This window comes from Verrucomicrobiia bacterium, assembly GCA_035946615.1.
Classification (GTDB): domain Bacteria; phylum Verrucomicrobiota; class Verrucomicrobiia; order Limisphaerales; family UBA8199; genus DASYZB01.
In genome coordinates this window covers 1-14,811 of the sequence record DASYZB010000024.1, presented here as the reverse complement: position 1 = coordinate 14,811, position 14,811 = coordinate 1, and the positions used below count along the sequence as shown (strand labels likewise).

The 14,811-nt window shown below is 57.5% G+C and carries 15 protein-coding genes; 4 read left to right on the top strand and 11 right to left on the bottom strand.

Annotated features, from left to right (window positions below):
* Positions 1 to 82: 82 nt before the first annotated feature.
* From modA to VG146_03815, 6 genes are read right to left on the bottom strand one after another with little or no spacing between them, the layout of a single operon-like run.
* Positions 83 to 847 carry a molybdate ABC transporter substrate-binding protein gene (gene modA / locus VG146_03840; GenBank protein HEV2391476.1) on the bottom strand — a complete coding sequence of 255 codons (765 nt, stop codon included), beginning with the start codon at positions 845 to 847 and terminating at the stop codon, positions 83 to 85.
* Positions 848 to 894: 47 nt separating this feature from the next.
* Complete coding sequence (gene moaC / locus VG146_03835; protein ID HEV2391475.1) at positions 895 to 1,347, bottom strand: cyclic pyranopterin monophosphate synthase MoaC; 453 nt, start codon at positions 1,345 to 1,347, stop codon at positions 895 to 897.
* Positions 1,344 to 2,177, bottom strand: a complete 834-nt coding sequence (gene panB / locus VG146_03830; protein HEV2391474.1) for a 3-methyl-2-oxobutanoate hydroxymethyltransferase — start codon at positions 2,175 to 2,177, stop codon at positions 1,344 to 1,346. Before panB ends, moaC begins: the two co-directional genes overlap by 4 nt.
* Positions 2,174 to 3,181 (bottom strand): PfkB family carbohydrate kinase, encoded by a 1,008-nt coding sequence (locus VG146_03825; GenBank protein HEV2391473.1) that lies wholly within the window; start codon positions 3,179 to 3,181, stop codon positions 2,174 to 2,176. The genes panB and VG146_03825 overlap by 4 nt, the downstream gene beginning before the upstream one ends.
* A gap of 2 nt (positions 3,182 to 3,183) precedes the next feature.
* Positions 3,184 to 3,972 carry a thiazole synthase gene (locus VG146_03820; GenBank protein HEV2391472.1) on the bottom strand — a complete coding sequence of 263 codons (789 nt, stop codon included), beginning with the start codon at positions 3,970 to 3,972 and terminating at the stop codon, positions 3,184 to 3,186.
* Positions 3,973 to 4,026: 54 nt separating this feature from the next.
* Positions 4,027 to 4,686, bottom strand: coding sequence for a porin family protein (locus VG146_03815; GenBank protein ID HEV2391471.1), 660 nt, complete (start codon positions 4,684 to 4,686; stop codon positions 4,027 to 4,029).
* A gap of 307 nt (positions 4,687 to 4,993) precedes the next feature.
* Here VG146_03815 and hisA point away from each other — a divergent pair, with 307 nt between their 5' ends.
* The 3 genes from hisA to VG146_03800 all read left to right on the top strand — a co-directional run bounded on the left by hisA (position 4,994) and on the right by VG146_03800 (position 7,892).
* Positions 4,994 to 5,782: a phosphoribosylformimino-5-aminoimidazole carboxamide ribotide isomerase gene (gene hisA, locus VG146_03810; protein HEV2391470.1), complete on the top strand. Its 789-nt coding sequence runs from the start codon at positions 4,994 to 4,996 to the stop codon at positions 5,780 to 5,782.
* Between the two features lie 65 nt (positions 5,783 to 5,847).
* Positions 5,848 to 6,366 carry a DUF2062 domain-containing protein gene (locus VG146_03805; GenBank protein ID HEV2391469.1) on the top strand — a complete coding sequence of 173 codons (519 nt, stop codon included), beginning with the start codon at positions 5,848 to 5,850 and terminating at the stop codon, positions 6,364 to 6,366.
* Positions 6,367 to 6,548: 182 nt separating this feature from the next.
* Positions 6,549 to 7,892, top strand: coding sequence for an SGNH/GDSL hydrolase family protein (locus VG146_03800; GenBank protein HEV2391468.1), 1,344 nt, complete (start codon positions 6,549 to 6,551; stop codon positions 7,890 to 7,892).
* A gap of 6 nt (positions 7,893 to 7,898) precedes the next feature.
* Here the strand turns inward: VG146_03800 and VG146_03795 are convergent, their stop codons facing one another.
* Genes VG146_03795 through VG146_03780 form a run of 4 tightly spaced genes read right to left on the bottom strand, consistent with a single transcriptional unit; the run spans position 7,899 to position 12,893 of the window.
* A complete protein-coding gene (locus VG146_03795) occupies positions 7,899 to 9,251 on the bottom strand; it encodes an ABC transporter permease (protein HEV2391467.1) in 1,353 nt (450 codons plus the stop codon).
* A gap of 15 nt (positions 9,252 to 9,266) precedes the next feature.
* Positions 9,267 to 10,805, bottom strand: a complete 1,539-nt coding sequence (locus VG146_03790) for an ABC transporter permease (protein HEV2391466.1) — start codon at positions 10,803 to 10,805, stop codon at positions 9,267 to 9,269.
* Positions 10,806 to 10,834: 29 nt separating this feature from the next.
* Positions 10,835 to 11,599: an ABC transporter ATP-binding protein gene (locus VG146_03785; GenBank protein HEV2391465.1), complete on the bottom strand. Its 765-nt coding sequence runs from the start codon at positions 11,597 to 11,599 to the stop codon at positions 10,835 to 10,837.
* A gap of 1 nt (position 11,600) precedes the next feature.
* Entirely contained in the window at positions 11,601 to 12,893 is a 1,293-nt protein-coding gene (locus VG146_03780) for an efflux RND transporter periplasmic adaptor subunit (protein ID HEV2391464.1), read from the bottom strand.
* Between the two features lie 158 nt (positions 12,894 to 13,051).
* Between VG146_03780 and VG146_03775 the strand changes: the two genes are divergently transcribed.
* On the top strand, positions 13,052 to 13,966 hold the full coding sequence (locus tag VG146_03775) for a DMT family transporter (GenBank protein ID HEV2391463.1): 915 nt from the start codon (positions 13,052 to 13,054) through the stop codon (positions 13,964 to 13,966).
* A gap of 11 nt (positions 13,967 to 13,977) precedes the next feature.
* Here the strand turns inward: VG146_03775 and VG146_03770 are convergent, their stop codons facing one another.
* Positions 13,978 to 14,448, bottom strand: coding sequence for a response regulator (locus VG146_03770; protein ID HEV2391462.1), 471 nt, complete (start codon positions 14,446 to 14,448; stop codon positions 13,978 to 13,980).
* Between the last annotated feature and the right edge of the window lie 363 nt (positions 14,449 to 14,811).

Sequence of the window (14,811 nt, the reverse complement as noted above, 5' to 3'; positions counted from 1 at the left end):
AAGCTATTTGCTCACATTGTCGAGTGTGCCGCAACACAGCTTGAGCCCAAACACCGGCGAACAACGCGCAAAAGGCATTTATTCATTTTAGGACAATAAAACCGTAGCTTTTAAATATCCGCTTCGCATCCGCCGAACCGAGGTACTCCACGAACTTTCGCGCGGCAGCGATGTTCCTGGACTCTTTGAGCACCGCAATCGGGTAGCTGATGGCCGGTCCCTCGCTTGCGGGGATCCGACAAACCACCTTGACCTTGCTGGAAATAGCGGCGTCGGTTTGGTACACCATCCCGGCTTCCACGTTCCCCGACTCGACCGCCGCCAGAGCGGCCCGCACGTTCTCTGTTGGAACCACTTTGCTTCCGACCGCTGTCCACAGCTTTCGCTTTCCCAGGAATTCTTTGGAATAGATGCCGGCCGGCACCGCTTCAGGGTCGGCCAGAGCGATGTGCTTCACAAGTGGCCTCGCGAGGTCTTCGGGAGCGGCGATTTTCAGCGCGCTGTCAGCGGCGACCACGATCACGAGCGCATTTGAAAGCCGGCTCTTGCGGGTTTCCTTCACAATCAGTCCCGTTCTCTCCAAAGCATCCATCTTGGCCTCATCTGCCGAGAAAAAAACATCCGCTGGAGCGCCCTCCTGGATTTGCCGCGCCAGCATGCTTGAGGCGCCAAAGTTAAATTCGAGCCGGTCTCCCGAATGTTTCTCGTAGGTCGCGGCTATTTCCTGAAGCGAATCAGTCAAGCTGGCAGCGGCGAATACGCTGACTTCGGCCGCGCGGGCAGGGAGCCCAAGAATCGCCAACCCAATGAACAAAAGAAAGATTTGCTTTTTCAACTCCAGTTTCATCCGCTCTGGACAATCATTTGCTCACCGGAATGGACCATTCTCCCCCTTCAACCCTTAATCTTTGAGACCAACCGAATCTCCCCGATGCGCATGTTCTTATCAACCGCCTTGCACATATCATAGATGCTAAGCGCCGCAATGCTCACCGCAGTGAGGGCTTCCATCTCGACGCCCGTTTGTGCGGCAATTTTGGCAGACGCAGTGATGCGTATTCGGTCGCGGCTTGAAGGCATTTGGAAGTTCACCTCGCAATGAGTCAGAGGCAGGGGATGGCAAAGTGGGATGAGTTCGCCCGTCTTTTTGGCGGCCAAAATTCCCGCCAGGCGCGCGGTGGCGAACACATTGCCCTTGGCGATGGTCTGCGATTCAATTAATCGGATGGTAGCCTTTGCGAGGCGTATCTCTCCGGTGGCAACCGCCTGGCGAACCAGAACAGGTTTCCCGGAGACATCTACCATTTTAGCCTCGCCGCGCGCGTCGATGTGCGTGAGTTTCTTCATCCCGTGTTTCCGAGAGGTTTTTTAACCCCGTCGCTCCAATCTTTGATTACTGCCCGCATTTGTTCCGCCGCATTGAGTCTGGGTCTGACGTGTTTGAGATTGTACCAAGGCAACATCCCCAGCAAATCGGGTGTGACAAGGATTTGCCCGTCGCAATCCGAGCCGGCGCCGATGCCTATGGTGGGAATTTCAATACGGCGAGTCACCTCGCGCGCGACGCTGGCCGTGACAAGTTCCAGCACAACAGCAAAAGCCCCTGCGGTTGCCAGCGCCTGAGCATCGGCAAGCAGCGCCTCGTGCTCCGGTTCCGTTTTGCCTTTGATGTGATAGCCGCCTTCTTCCAGAACGCGCTGAGGCAACATGCCCAGGTGGCCCAGAAAAGGAATCCCGCTGGCAAGAATTGCCCGGACCTGAGCCAGGATTTCACGGCCCCCTTCCGCTTTGACAGCCTCGGCGCCCGCAGCAACGAGCCGCTTTGCGTTGGCAACGGCGCTTTCCACCGTTTCATAAGTGCGGTAAGGAAGGTCCGCAGCCAATAGCGCGCGTGGCCGCGCCCGAGCAACCGCCCGCACATGATGCTCCATTTCCGCCATGGTCACATGGGTCGTATTAGGGTAGCCCAGCACCACCATTCCGAGCGAATCACCCACCAGCAACAACGGAATGCCCGATTCATCCAATAACCGTGCCATAGGGAAATCATAGGCCGTCAGGGCAGGAATTTTTTCTCCCCGCGCTTTCATGGCGCGGACCCCCTCGGCGGTTATTTTACCTGGGGTGATGGCGCCGGGGCCTGGGGCCTTCACCGAGGTGGTTGCTTGAGGATTCACTTTTTAAAGCTGCCCGCCAGTTCATCGGCACTGACGGTGGCGGTGCCGATCTTGCCCACGACTAACCCCGCGGCGTGATTGGAAAGGATCGCTGCCTCAACCGGCGAAGCCCCTGCCGCAATAGCCAGGGTAAACGAGGCAATCACCGTATCGCCGGCGCCGGATACATCAAAGACCTCCTGAGCGACCGTCGGGATGTGGAACGGTTTTTGGCCCCGCTCACAAAGCAACATCCCCAGCTCGCCGAGTGTGATGAGCAGCAAGGCGGGGCGCAATTCCTCGAGCAAACACCCAGCCACACGCAGCAGGTTGCTATCGGCCAGCGGGTCGTGATGACGAGTATCGTCCGGGAGCCGTGCCAGCTCGAAGGCCTCTTTGCGGTTCGGTGTGATGAGCGAAAGACCGCTCAGGTTGAGGTGGTGCACGGGCTTCGGGTCCAGGCTAAGCCAAATCCCCCGCGCGCGGCAGAGTTGTTTAATGCCCTCCAGGAGCGATTGGGTGACCACTCCTTTGCCGTAATCGCAAACTATCACTGCAGCAATGCGGTTGGCCATTGAATCCAGCGTTCCCAGCAGGCGTCGATTCAGCGAATCATTCAGGCCATCGCGTGTTTCTCGATCAATCCGCACAACTTGCTGTTTATGTGCAACAATGCGGGTTTTAACACTCGTGCTGCGGGCGGCGCTGGAAACCAGGCCCGCGCACTGAATGTGGTGGTCAAGCAGCAGCCGTTTGAGCTGCTGCGCCGGGTGGTCCCGTCCGACAACACCCAGCAGTTCGGTCGGCACATTCAGGGCGGTCAAGTTTCGCGCCACGTTCGCCGCGCCCCCCGGCATGCAGCTCTCGTGCTCGAAATCGACCACCGGCACAGGCGCCTCCGGCGAGATGCGTGCCACACTGCCCCAGATGAACTGATCAAGCATCACATCGCCCAGAACGACGATGCGGTTTTTGGCCGCCGTAGCGAGCAGTTGCCGCACGCGCCCGAGCGATAGTCTGTTCATGGCTAATCCAGAAACGCCGTCAAGGGGCTGGTAGGGCTGGAGGCCTCCTGTTGGGCGGCCACGCCGCATTCAAATGCCACCCGGCCTGCATCGACCGCCATCTTGAAAGCGATGGCCATCCGGTTCGGATCGCTGGCAATGGCAATGGCCGTGTTGACCAACACCGCATCGGCCCCCATTTCCATCGCTTCTGCCGCGTGGCTGGGCGCTCCTAATCCGGCATCGACTACCACAGGAACCGTCGCCTGCTCGATGATGATACGAATTTGATCCCGCGTTTGGATGCCCCGATTGGAGCCGATTGGCGAGCCCAGCGGCATGACCGTCGCCGTGCCGCAGTCCTGCAAGCGTTTGGCCAAAACCGGATCGGCATTAATATAGGGAAGCACAGTGAAGCCTTCGTTAACTAGAATCTCCGCTGCTGCAAGCGTCTCGATAGGGTCGGGCAGCAAATAGCGCGGGTCAGGATGTATCTCAAGCTTAATCCATTTGGGCAAACCCGCCGCCGCCGCCAACCGCGCCAGGCGGACCGCTTCCTGGGCGTTCATTGCCCCGCTGGTATTGGGCAATAACAGAAAGCGCTTGGGATCGATATATTCGAGAATATTGGCGAACGGGTCCTTTTTGCCGCTCAAATCCGCCCGGCGCAACGCGACCGTCACCAGTTCTGTTCCGCTGGCTTCCAACGCCGCCCGCATCGATTCCGGGGAAGGAAACTTCCCGGTGCCGACGATCAGGCGCGAGCGAAAGATGCGCCCGGCTATTACCAATGGTTGGCCGCTTGCCGACATGCGCGCCAATGTAGCCGGGCGCGCGGATTTGTCGAGACAGGAGGCTAAGAAAGCCTAGAAACGGAAATCAAATGCCAGGCTGATCGCGTGGGTGCGCGCCTCGCCAAAACGGACAGTGTCGCTCACGGTATTAAATGTGAAATCGGCCTGCCAACTGGGGCTGGCGGCCACAAAATAACGGTACTCGAGGTTTAAGCCCATCCGGTCGTTCAATCGATAGCGAATCCCGGCGAAGGCCTGATAAGCAAACACGGCATCCGCGCTGCTGCCGTGCATGTCAATTCCATTGATGGTGATGTTGCCGACATCAAAAATGGATTCCGAGAAACCCACGCCCGCGCCAATGTATGGAGTGAATGGGCAGGGGGTCGGCCACTGCAGTCTGGCGTTCAACAGAAAAGGAATATTGGCAAAATTAGCATCGTGGATGCGAGTCGCATCGGTAATCGAATGGATACGGTTCTCCATGACGCCCGCCTCGACTTCACCGGCAAACCATTCTGTCACCTGGTAGCCCCCCGCCAGTCCCGCGCGGAATCCAGGGTCCAACGCAATCTTGCTCCCGGGAGCGACCGGGCCGAAGAACTCTTTGAGGTTGATATCTTGCGTGATATTGCCCCCCAAATCCCCTTTGACGTAGAAGCCGGTGTCTTGCGCCCAAGCCATGCCGAAACCCAGCGCCAGGGCTGTGATGTATCCAAGAGTTGTTTTCATAAAGTTTTCATGCAGTTGTTCACTCTGCCTTGCCCTCGCATATAGGTTTAATGGGCTAAACTGTCAACCATCCTTTGTGCGCGTGCCGGCGGCGGGGCGGGTTCAGAGCGCCTCACATAGCTCTCACGATTCGGTGTCAGTGAAAATGATTTCGCTGATAGCTGGTTGAATCAAAACGTTTGAGACTGGCATTCGCCCAACCATTGCGCCCTTGGAGTGGGGGCCTGAGCCCCAATCAAGCTCCCGGCTCCCGCATGTCCAGTATATTGCGCTTTGAATTTCGCTCGCAGGGTTTTAGTGTGGGAGGATGTTTCGTCCGTGCATCGATCTGCATGAGGGCAAAGTGAAACAAATCGTGGGTGGGACGCTTGCAGGCGATCCGGGAAAACTACAAACCCATTTCGTTTCCGAACGCCCGGCATCCTGGTACGCTGAGCTGTACAAACGTGACGACCTGCGTGGCGGCCACGTCATCATGCTCGGCCCTGGAAATGAAGCGCAGGCGCGCTCGGCCTTGGGCGCGTTCCCTGGCGGGTTACAAGCGGGGGGAGGGGTTTCTGCTGATAATGCGCGCGATTGGCTCAATGCGGGGGCGTCGCACGTGATTGTGACCTCCTGGATTTTCCGGGAAGGACTTCTGGATTGGGAGCGGCTGCGCAAATTGCGGCAGGAAATTGGGAAGGAGCGGTTGGTATTGGACCTGAGCTGCCGCAAGCGAGGTCATGAGTACGTGGTCGTGACCGAGAGTTGGCAGAAATTCACTGATGTGACACTCAGCCCCGCGATATTCGATCGCCTGGCGCCCTGGTGCGCCGAGTTTCTCATCCATGCCGTCGATGTCGAAGGTCTCTGCCGGGGAGTCGATTTGGAATTGGTGGGGCATCTGGCAGAGTGGACTACCAACCCGGTCACTTACGCTGGAGGCGCAAACTCATTGCGCGACCTCGAACAGGTCACGCGGACAGGGCAGGGTCGCATCGATTTGACCATCGGCGCGGCGTTAGACATCTTCGGCGGCACAGGCGTGCGGTATGCCGAGGCCGTCGGGTTCAACCGGCGTTGGCAGGCGGCTCATCAGGCCGCAGCACCCGAATAACCGGAAGGCGCGGGGTGCCTGGTCCACGGCACTTCCACCAGTCGAGAACTCAAAAAATAATTACATTGAAGAAATTCGATTTTAACCTGCACCGCTGGCTGCACGAGCATTCGTTGAAGTTGCTGGCGATTCGCGACACACCCCAAGCCATAGCCGGCGGTGTGGCTATTGGCGTCTTCTTCGGATTTACCCCTTTGCTGGGATTGAAAACGCTCTCGGCCATCTTTTTTGCCTGGATAACCGGCAGCAACATCCTGGCTGCTGTAATAGCAGGGACATTGCATGATGTTATTTTCCCCTTCATGCCTCTGATTTACCGTTGGGAATACACGATTGGTTATTGGATTCTAAGCCACCCCCATGAATTGCCTCCGCCCATCACTCATTTTCAATGGAGAGGGCTTTCCTGGTGGCGCTGGACCACTTTCTTTTCCGTGGGCAAACCCTTGCTGGTGGGCGGCAGCGTCTGCGCTGCGCCTTTTGCCCTCATCTCGTTTCTGCTCACACGCCAAATCGTTGCGCGGCACCAGCGAAAAAAGGCAACCCAAACCCCACCGCCGGACCATCCGCCCAATCCGAGTTAAACGAAGCCAAGCCGGGCTGGGATTGACACGATTTTGGCATCGGCTTAGTTTCCCGCGCATTATGGGTTGCGCGCATGTGACGGCGTCCGTCTCGAATCTACAGAAATCCAAGCCGCCCTATACTGCTTCGTTTCTGGTGGATACGGGCGCCATTGTGTCGTTAAAGCAAAAACATTGTTTGAATGCGTTTGAAAATCACTCTCGTCTTGGCTCTTGTCGTTTCCTGTTCCACCCCGGTTTGGTCTTTTGAAGCCAACCTTGCGGACCCGGCGCTGGCAAAGTTCCAGCTTCTTAAAGCGCCGCAACCTGCGGGCCTGCTTTTGCGCCATGGCGATCGGCTCGCGATTTGCGGCGACTCGATTACCGAGCAAAAGATGTACTCGCGGCTAATGGAAGATTACCTGACGGTCTGCGTGCCGGAACTCGAAATCAGGGTGAGGCAATATGGCTGGAGCGGGGAGCGGGCAGACGGTTTTCTGGCCCGTATGACCAATGATTGCCTGCGTTTCAAACCGACCATCGCTACGACGTGCTACGGCATGAACGACCACGAGTACCGCTCTTACGAAGAGCGTATTGGGCGGGCTTACCGCAAGTACTCCACGGGTATCGTGGAGGCCTTTAAGGCGAACGGAGTGCGAGTGGTCGAGGGCTCGGCGGGCTGCGTGGGCAAGGTGCCGTTCTGGGTCAAGAGCGCAACGGGCACGGTGGATGACCTGAATCTCAATCTTTGCAATCTGCGCAATATCGGCATTGAAATTGCCCGCCAGGAGCGCGTCGGTTTTGCGGATGTATTCTGGCCCATGGTCACCGCCGGCGCCGAGGCGCAGCAGGAGTACGGCGCCAATTATGCCATTTGTGGAAAGGATGGCGTTCACCCGGGCTGGGCCGGCCACACGATCATGGCTTATGCCTTTCTGAAAGCCCTTGGCCTCAATGGCGACCTGGGCACCTTCACCGTCGATTTAAAGCGAAACCGCATGAAAACTTCTCGAGGCCATCAACTGCGTTCTGCAAAGGACGGCATATTCGAAATCCGCAGCTCGCGCTATCCGTTTTGTCCTTGCGAGTTGAGCAGCGAGGCCGTTGCCGGCTATCCGGCATGTGGCAATGATGACGTCTCGAAGGACAGCAGCATTCGCTCGGGTATGACGCTGGTCCCTTTCAACAAGGAACTCAACCGGTTGATGCTTCGGTTTAAAAATGCTCCTGGCTCGAGTTACAAGGTGATTTGGGGCGGTGAAAGCAACACTTTTTCCGCTGAACAACTGGCTCGCGGCGTTAATCTTGCCGAGGAATTCCCCAACAATCCGTTCAGCGAAGCCTTCGCGAAAGTGGATGCCGCCGTTGCCGCCAAGCAGGCCTTTGAGACCCGGGAGATCAAGGAGCTGTTCCGCAGCCCGGAAGCCAAAAAGGATATGGAGGGAGTAGCCAGCCGGGCGGAACAGGAGCGCCAACCGCTCGAAGCCGCCATCCACACGGCATTCGTCCCGGTCACCCACACAATTCAGATCGTTGCGCAATAAACGCGCTTATTCGTAGCGCAAGGCCTGTATCGGGTCCAGGCGCGCCGCTTTGATGGCGGGGAAAAGTCCGGCGAAAATCCCCACCGCCGCGCTGAAAGCTACGGCAACCAGCATCGCCAATGGAGTAATGACCGGCGCATTGGACACGGGGCTCACGTGCTCAAGCAACCAAACGAATGCGTAGGAAAAACCGACCCCCACTCCCGCCCCTAACAGGGCAATAACCATGCTCTCGATCAGGACCTGGATGAAAATCGCCACGCCGGTTGCTCCGACTGCTTTACAGATGCCGATCTCGCGAATCCGCTCGTTGATGCTGGCCAGCATGATATTCATAATCCCGATGCCTCCAACGATTAGGCTGATGCCCGCGATAAAGCCGCCGCTCATCCGTGCGTTGTGGATTTGTTGGTTAATGCTCTCCAACTGATTCTCCTGTGTTCGAAACCCGAAATCTTCGATGCCCCGATGAGTTAACATCAGCACATTGCGCGCTTGCTGCAGCGCCGGCTCGAGTTGTTCGAGGCTATTGACCTTAATATCGATGTCAGAAAGATGGTTGTCCGGCACTCCATCGTCATTACCCGCTGCCCGGAATCGCATCCAGGCCGTGTTCAATGGCATGTAGAGCGTATTGTTTTTTCGGTAAAAGGCCCAGTTACCGTGTCCCCATCCGCGCCGGCGCGCCGGGCCGGCCTGGACTATAGGCGCCCGCTCCTTGGCTAATTGGTGCTCCTTCTTGTCCTGTTCGCTTTCGTAATGGGCAAACATGCCGACAATCGTAAAAGGCTGTCCGTTGATGTTGATCGTCTCCCCAATCGGGACGATCTCCTTGCCGACCTTGTCCGGTGAGCCGAAGAGTTCATCCCGGATGCCGGTGCCTATGACACAAACCGCGTTGGCCTTTTCCTCGTCCAGGTCGCTAAAAAAACGGCCATACTGGAGGGTGTGGAGGTTCATATCGAGCACGGCGGGCCATACCCCCACCGTCTCGGAGGGGACAACCATTTTGTCGGCATGGGTGACGTACACGCCATTGATGGCCATTTCCGGCGAGATCAGCCGGAGCAGGGGGGCGCATTGGCGCAGGGCATCCACATCCACCATGGTCCGGCCTGGGGCTTGATCGGCCAGGTGCTCCTGCTCCGCAGGCACATCCTGGTCTTCGAGGAGCACTTTGTCCGCGCCGCCCATGGCTATCATCGTTTCCTTCATCCCATTTTCCATTCCTTTGATGATAGCGGCCATCCCCACCAGGCTGCCAACCCCCAGGATAATCCCAAGCATCGTCAGCACCGAGCGGAACTTGTGGGCCCAGACCTCCTTCAGACCGACTATAATAGTGTTTAACGAGAGCATGGGGCCTGAAGTGGCTTAGTCATACCTCAAAGCTTGGATCGGGTTGAGGTTGGCAGCTTTAATAGCGGGAAAAATGCCGGCCAGGACGCCCACCAATGCGCTGAAACCGAAAGCCACGGCCAACGCGGTGGCGGTCACCACCGGCGCATTGCCAGTGGGCGATACCGAACTGATAAAGGAAACAAACACAAATGAGAAAACCAGGCCCACTAATCCACCCAGTATCGCGATGACCACTGATTCGACCAGAATCTGTATAAAAATATCGCTCGTGGCGGCGCCAACCGATTTACGAATGCCGATTTCCCGAACCCGCTCGGAAATGCTGGCCAGCATGATATTCATAATTCCAATGCCTCCCACCAGCAGGCTGATGCCGGCTATCAGGCCCCCGCTTAACCGGGCATTATGGATGAATGTCTTGATTTGGTCCGCCCAATCTTCCTGCGTGCGGAAGGTGAAATCCTCGATGCCCCTGTGGGTGCTCATCAGGACGTTGCGCACCTGTTGCAGCGCTTGGGGCAGCAGGTCCACGCTGGCTATCTTGAGTTCAAGGCTCGAAAGGCGGGGGTCGCCCGTCGCTCCGGTCGCCGTGCTGTTATTGCCTCCAGCAGTAATGGCCGTCCAGGTCGCTCCCGAGCGGAATTTCATCCAAACCGTATTGAGCGGCAGATAGACCGTTCGATTCTTCCAGGCAAACACGCCTCCGCTTCGCGAGCGGCCTGCGCGACGGCGCGTGGCGGCCCCTCCCTTTTTGGCCGCCTCTGCTTGAGCCAATTCACGGGCCTTGCGATCGTGTTCGCTCTCATAATGCTTGAACATGCCGATGACGGTGAACGGCACGCCATTGATAAATACCGTCTCGCCGACCGGAACGATCTCGCGGCCCATTTCCTCCGGCGAACCCCAAAGCCGGTCGCGCACGTCGGTGCCAATGACGCAAACGCTGCGCGCCAATTCATCATCCAATTCATTGAACATCCGCCCGTGCTCGATTACGTGTTCATTCATTTCAACCGCCACGGGCCATACCCCGACGCAATTCCACGGGCGGAAGCGCTTGCCGTTGGCCGAAAAAGTGGCGGGGAATCTCATCTCAGGCGAAATGCGGGTGACCAGCGGCGCGCTTTGCTCCAAGGCATAGACATCATTAACCGTGATACCCACCGCTTCGTCAGCCAGGTACCGTTGTTCGACCGGCAGTTCCTGGGCCTCGACCCGGACCTTCTCCAGGCCTCCAATGGCGATCAAGGCTTCCTTGGCGCCCCTTTCCATCCCAGTCACCAGGGCGGACATCGCTACCAGGCTCCCGACGCCCAGAATAATCCCCAGCATCGTCAGCATAGAACGGAACTTGTGCGCCCAGATTTCGCGCAAGCCACTTTGGATGGTGATGCCAAGTTGGGCCGATGCGGGGCGAAGCGTTTCGCTGTCCAGCATGTCCTTTGAGGCCCTCATGATCGTGACCCCCGAGCGCGTGTTGAGAATGAATCGGACGCCGGCGCTCTCGAAACGTCCTGAAAAATCGAGGCCATCCACCAGAACGAGGAGCAAGGGGAGCCAATCATTTTCCCAACACGTCCTTAGGACTGCACACCCGCGGCTGATTTAGCAGGCGTGGGAAACGTCGAGCTTTGCGGCGCTTGCCGCCGGTCCAGGCCAGCCAGCGCCAAATCCACCTGCACCGCCACCTTCCCATCGCGGATTTCGATTCGGCGCGGAGTGACTGCGGCAATTTCAGGGTCGTGAGTGACCAGCACAATCGTGCGCCCTTCCTGGCTGAGCTGTCGAAAGAGCTGGAGGATGGCCTCGCCCGTGTGCGAGTCGAGATTGCCGGTCGGCTCATCCGCAAAGACAATCCTCGGACTGTTGACCAGCGCTCGGGCGATTGCGGCGCGCTGTTGCTGGCCGCCCGAAAGCTGGCTGGGCCTGTGTTTGGCCCGATTGGCCATGCCGACCGCTTCCAAAGAGGCCATGGCTCGTTCCCGGCGTTCCTTGCCTGGAATACCGCTGTAAATCATCGGCAACTCAACATTCTGCATCACGCTCAATTTGGGCAGCAGATTGAAAAACTGAAATACAAACCCTATTTTCCGGTTCCGGATAGCTGCCAAAGCCCGCGCGGTGGCGTTGTGGATCATGATGCCATCCAGCCTAATCGTGCCCTGTGTCGGTGAGTCCAGACAGCCCAGGATGTGCATCAGAGTCGATTTGCCGCTGCCGGAAGGGCCTATAATCGAAATGAATTCCCCTTCCTCGATATCGAGGGTCACGTCGTCCAGCGCGCGAATCTCTTCTTCTCCAACGCGATAGATTTTGCTTACCTTTCGAAGTTCAACCAGGGCCATATCAAGATTTTCCAGCAGCCGAGGCCCTGCCGCCCGGCTGGACGGCGGCCGGAGGGAGCTTGGGCGCCGGCTCGGCTGGCGCAGCGCCCGGCAGGGCCGCCGGGGCATTAGTCCGGCTGACGCTCGCAACAACGGCTGGTTTGGCCCCGGACGGAGCGGTTTCTGCCACCGCGTGCTGGCCTGCAAGTTGCCCGTTCGGCTTGTCTTGTTCGTCAGAGGGCATTTCCAAAGAGACCACCTCCCCCGGTTTCAAACCGTCCTGTATCTCAGCATAAAAAAAATCGGAGATGCCCACCTTCACGTTCCTCTTTTCGAAATTGCCGCCATGCTGCACATAGACAAACCGCTCCATTTCGCCCGTATCCGGGTTTTTCTCGGTAAAGACAGCTTCAAGAGGGACGGCGGTGACGTTGGCGGCCGTGGCGACAGGGATGCGGGCGTTGGCTGTCATGCCGGGCCGCACACGGGGATCGACGTTCTTGAGCACAATGCGCACCGGGTAACCTTTGATATTATTTTTGATCGTTGCCTGGGGCGAGATGCGCTCAACCACGCCGGTCGCCTGCAGACCCGGCACCGCTTCGATGGTCACCTCCACCGGCTCGCCCGCCTTGAGCCGCGGGATGTCCGCCTGATTGACTTGCGCATTAATCACCATCGAGTTCAGGTCGGCAATTGTCAGCACTTCTGTGCCGCTGTTGAATCCGCCCGAACCGGAAACCGCTTGTCCAATCGAAACAGGTCGCGTCAGTACCGTGCAATCAAACGGCGCCCGGACTTCCGTTTTGGTCAGTCGCTCCTCGGTGATGGCCAGGACCTTTTGCGCGCTTTCCAGGCTGTTTTTGGCAAGGTCAAAATCAGTTTTGGTATCGTCGAAGACCTCTTGCGAAATGAGTTTATCCGCCAGCAACTGTTGAGCCCGTTTGAAATCACGTTCGGCCTTCTCGACTCCGAGCTTGGCCTTGTCGATATCGGTAAGATTCGAGGCCCTTGTTTGCTGCAATTCGCTGTCATCGAGCTTGAACAACAACGCGTCTTTCTTCACATGATCCCCCACATCCACTGGCAAGGTCAGCAGCAATCCATTGATCTCGGGCCGCACCGAGACCTGCTCGGCGGGGGCTATCTCGCCGGCTGCGTTGACGGCAAAATTAATGTCCCTAAGCTCCGTCACCGCTGTTGTCGGCCGGTCCGGACCATCCGCAACGGCCGCTTTCTTTTGCCATTGCTTCCACCCGAAGTACCCGCCTGCGCCAGCGGCGGCGACAGCGATCAGAATGATCCATTTTTTCATGTTCGAAACTTCCGACAAGACCGTCGCTTGCGATGCAAGCCAAAGCGAATCGCCCATGGGGAGGCAACAGGACATCTACAGCAACAGCTCGCCCGCTCGCCAAATCCAAGCTTGCCAGTTCTAAGGCAAAACGTTTTGTTCTGCGCCATTAGACGCAGATGAAGCCCGCATATTTAATAATTCTCCTGGTGATGAACTTTTGTTGGGCTGCCGTTTATTCCGCGTACAAACTGATTGGGCCGGGCCTTCCCACCGGCGGCATTGTGACACTGCGCTTCGGCGTGGCTGCACTTTGTTTGCTCTTTGCTTGGCCTTGGTTGCCTGGGCACGCCCCGCGAGGACGTGATCTGTGGGTGACTTGCGCAATGGGCCTGGTCCTTTATGTAGTTGGGCAGCGCCTCCAAGTCTATGGAAATCAGCTCGGTTCTGCGGGCAATTCTGCCGTTTTGACTGCTTTTGAGCCGCTGGTGACCTCTTTGGCCGCCGCCCTGTTCCTGCGCGAGCATATCGGACCACGCCGTTTGGCCGGCTTCGCTTTGGGGGCCTGTGGCGTTGCCCTCCTTCACGGGTCAGGCCGGACTGGCTTTCAGTGGGCCGGTCTTGCCGCCAGCCTGATATTCCTCTCTTCGTTCATTTGCGAAGCAGCGTACTCAGTCATGGGCAAACCCATTGTGACCCGCTCGAGTGTGATGAAGATGCTGGCCATCTCGCTGTGGGTGGGCACCGCCGCAAACCTCGCTATCGATGGCAAACAGACGCTGATGGCGGCCCGGAACCTGAGCTTCACGGCCTGGTTGTTACTGCTTGGGTTGGGTGTTATCTGTACTGCTGTTGGCTACAGCATCTGGTTTATTGTTATCCGGGAATGCCCGCTCAATGTGGCCGCTCTGACTATTTTTACTCAATCGGTGTTCGGCGTTGGCCTGGCGGCCCTTTGGCTTGGCGAACGGCTTAATTGGGGCCAGTTCTGGGGATGCCTGACCATTGTGGCTGGACTCATTTTGGGTCTTTCACGCCAGATTGGGCGGCCCTCGCAACAGCCAGCGCCTGCCTCGACCGCAAAATCGGTTTGAAACGGCTCAGGTTAAATGTTCAGCAGCGCCACCTCGGCGCCTAAGGGCGCTGGCTCGCTTTCAATTGACGACCAAAGGCTTTGCAGCCGTTCGACCACCCGTACTAATTCCTTTGGGTCTCTTGGCTTTACAAGGTAAGAATTGGCGCCCAGGGCGTAGGCGCGCTGGACATCCTTTGGATCATCAGACGAACTAAAGACTACTACCAGCATTCGGCGCAACCGCGGCTGGCTGCGCAACCACTCCAGTACCTCGAAGCCGTCCACCCGGGGCAATTTCAAATCCAGCAGCAGAAGCGTGGGCAAGGGAAATTCTACCGGGCTTTCGAAAGGCGGCTTTCCCTGCAAATAATCCAATACCTCCTGGCCATCGCCGGCAAAATGCACGGGGGTTTTAACACCGGCTTTAAGAAAAGCCCGTTGCAACAACAAAGCATCGTTCAGTTCGTCTTCTGCCACCAGGATGGTTAGCGGGATGTCCATAGTTGCTTCCGCTTTATCGAAGTGCTCAGGAGCATTATCAGCTTGAAAGGCCCGGAAGGGAATGGGGTCTGTACCCTATAAGCAGGGCTGCTAATTAGGAGGCCGAATTTGGGGTGTGAGACAAAGTTCTTCGCAGGTCTCATTAACACCCCCATTCATGGCCATGAATGGGGGTGTTAATGAGAGTCCACCGCCCGGTTCCGAGGGCAAATGGAATAGGTTTCTAGCGAGGCAGAGCCTCAGACCGACGAGATGTAGTTAAAGTTCGAATGGTTCCGGTCGGTGCAGGCGCGACACCCGGAGGTGCCGGCATTTTAGCCTCAACAAGGAGGCGGTTTCTCCGTATAGGAGTAACAAACGCCC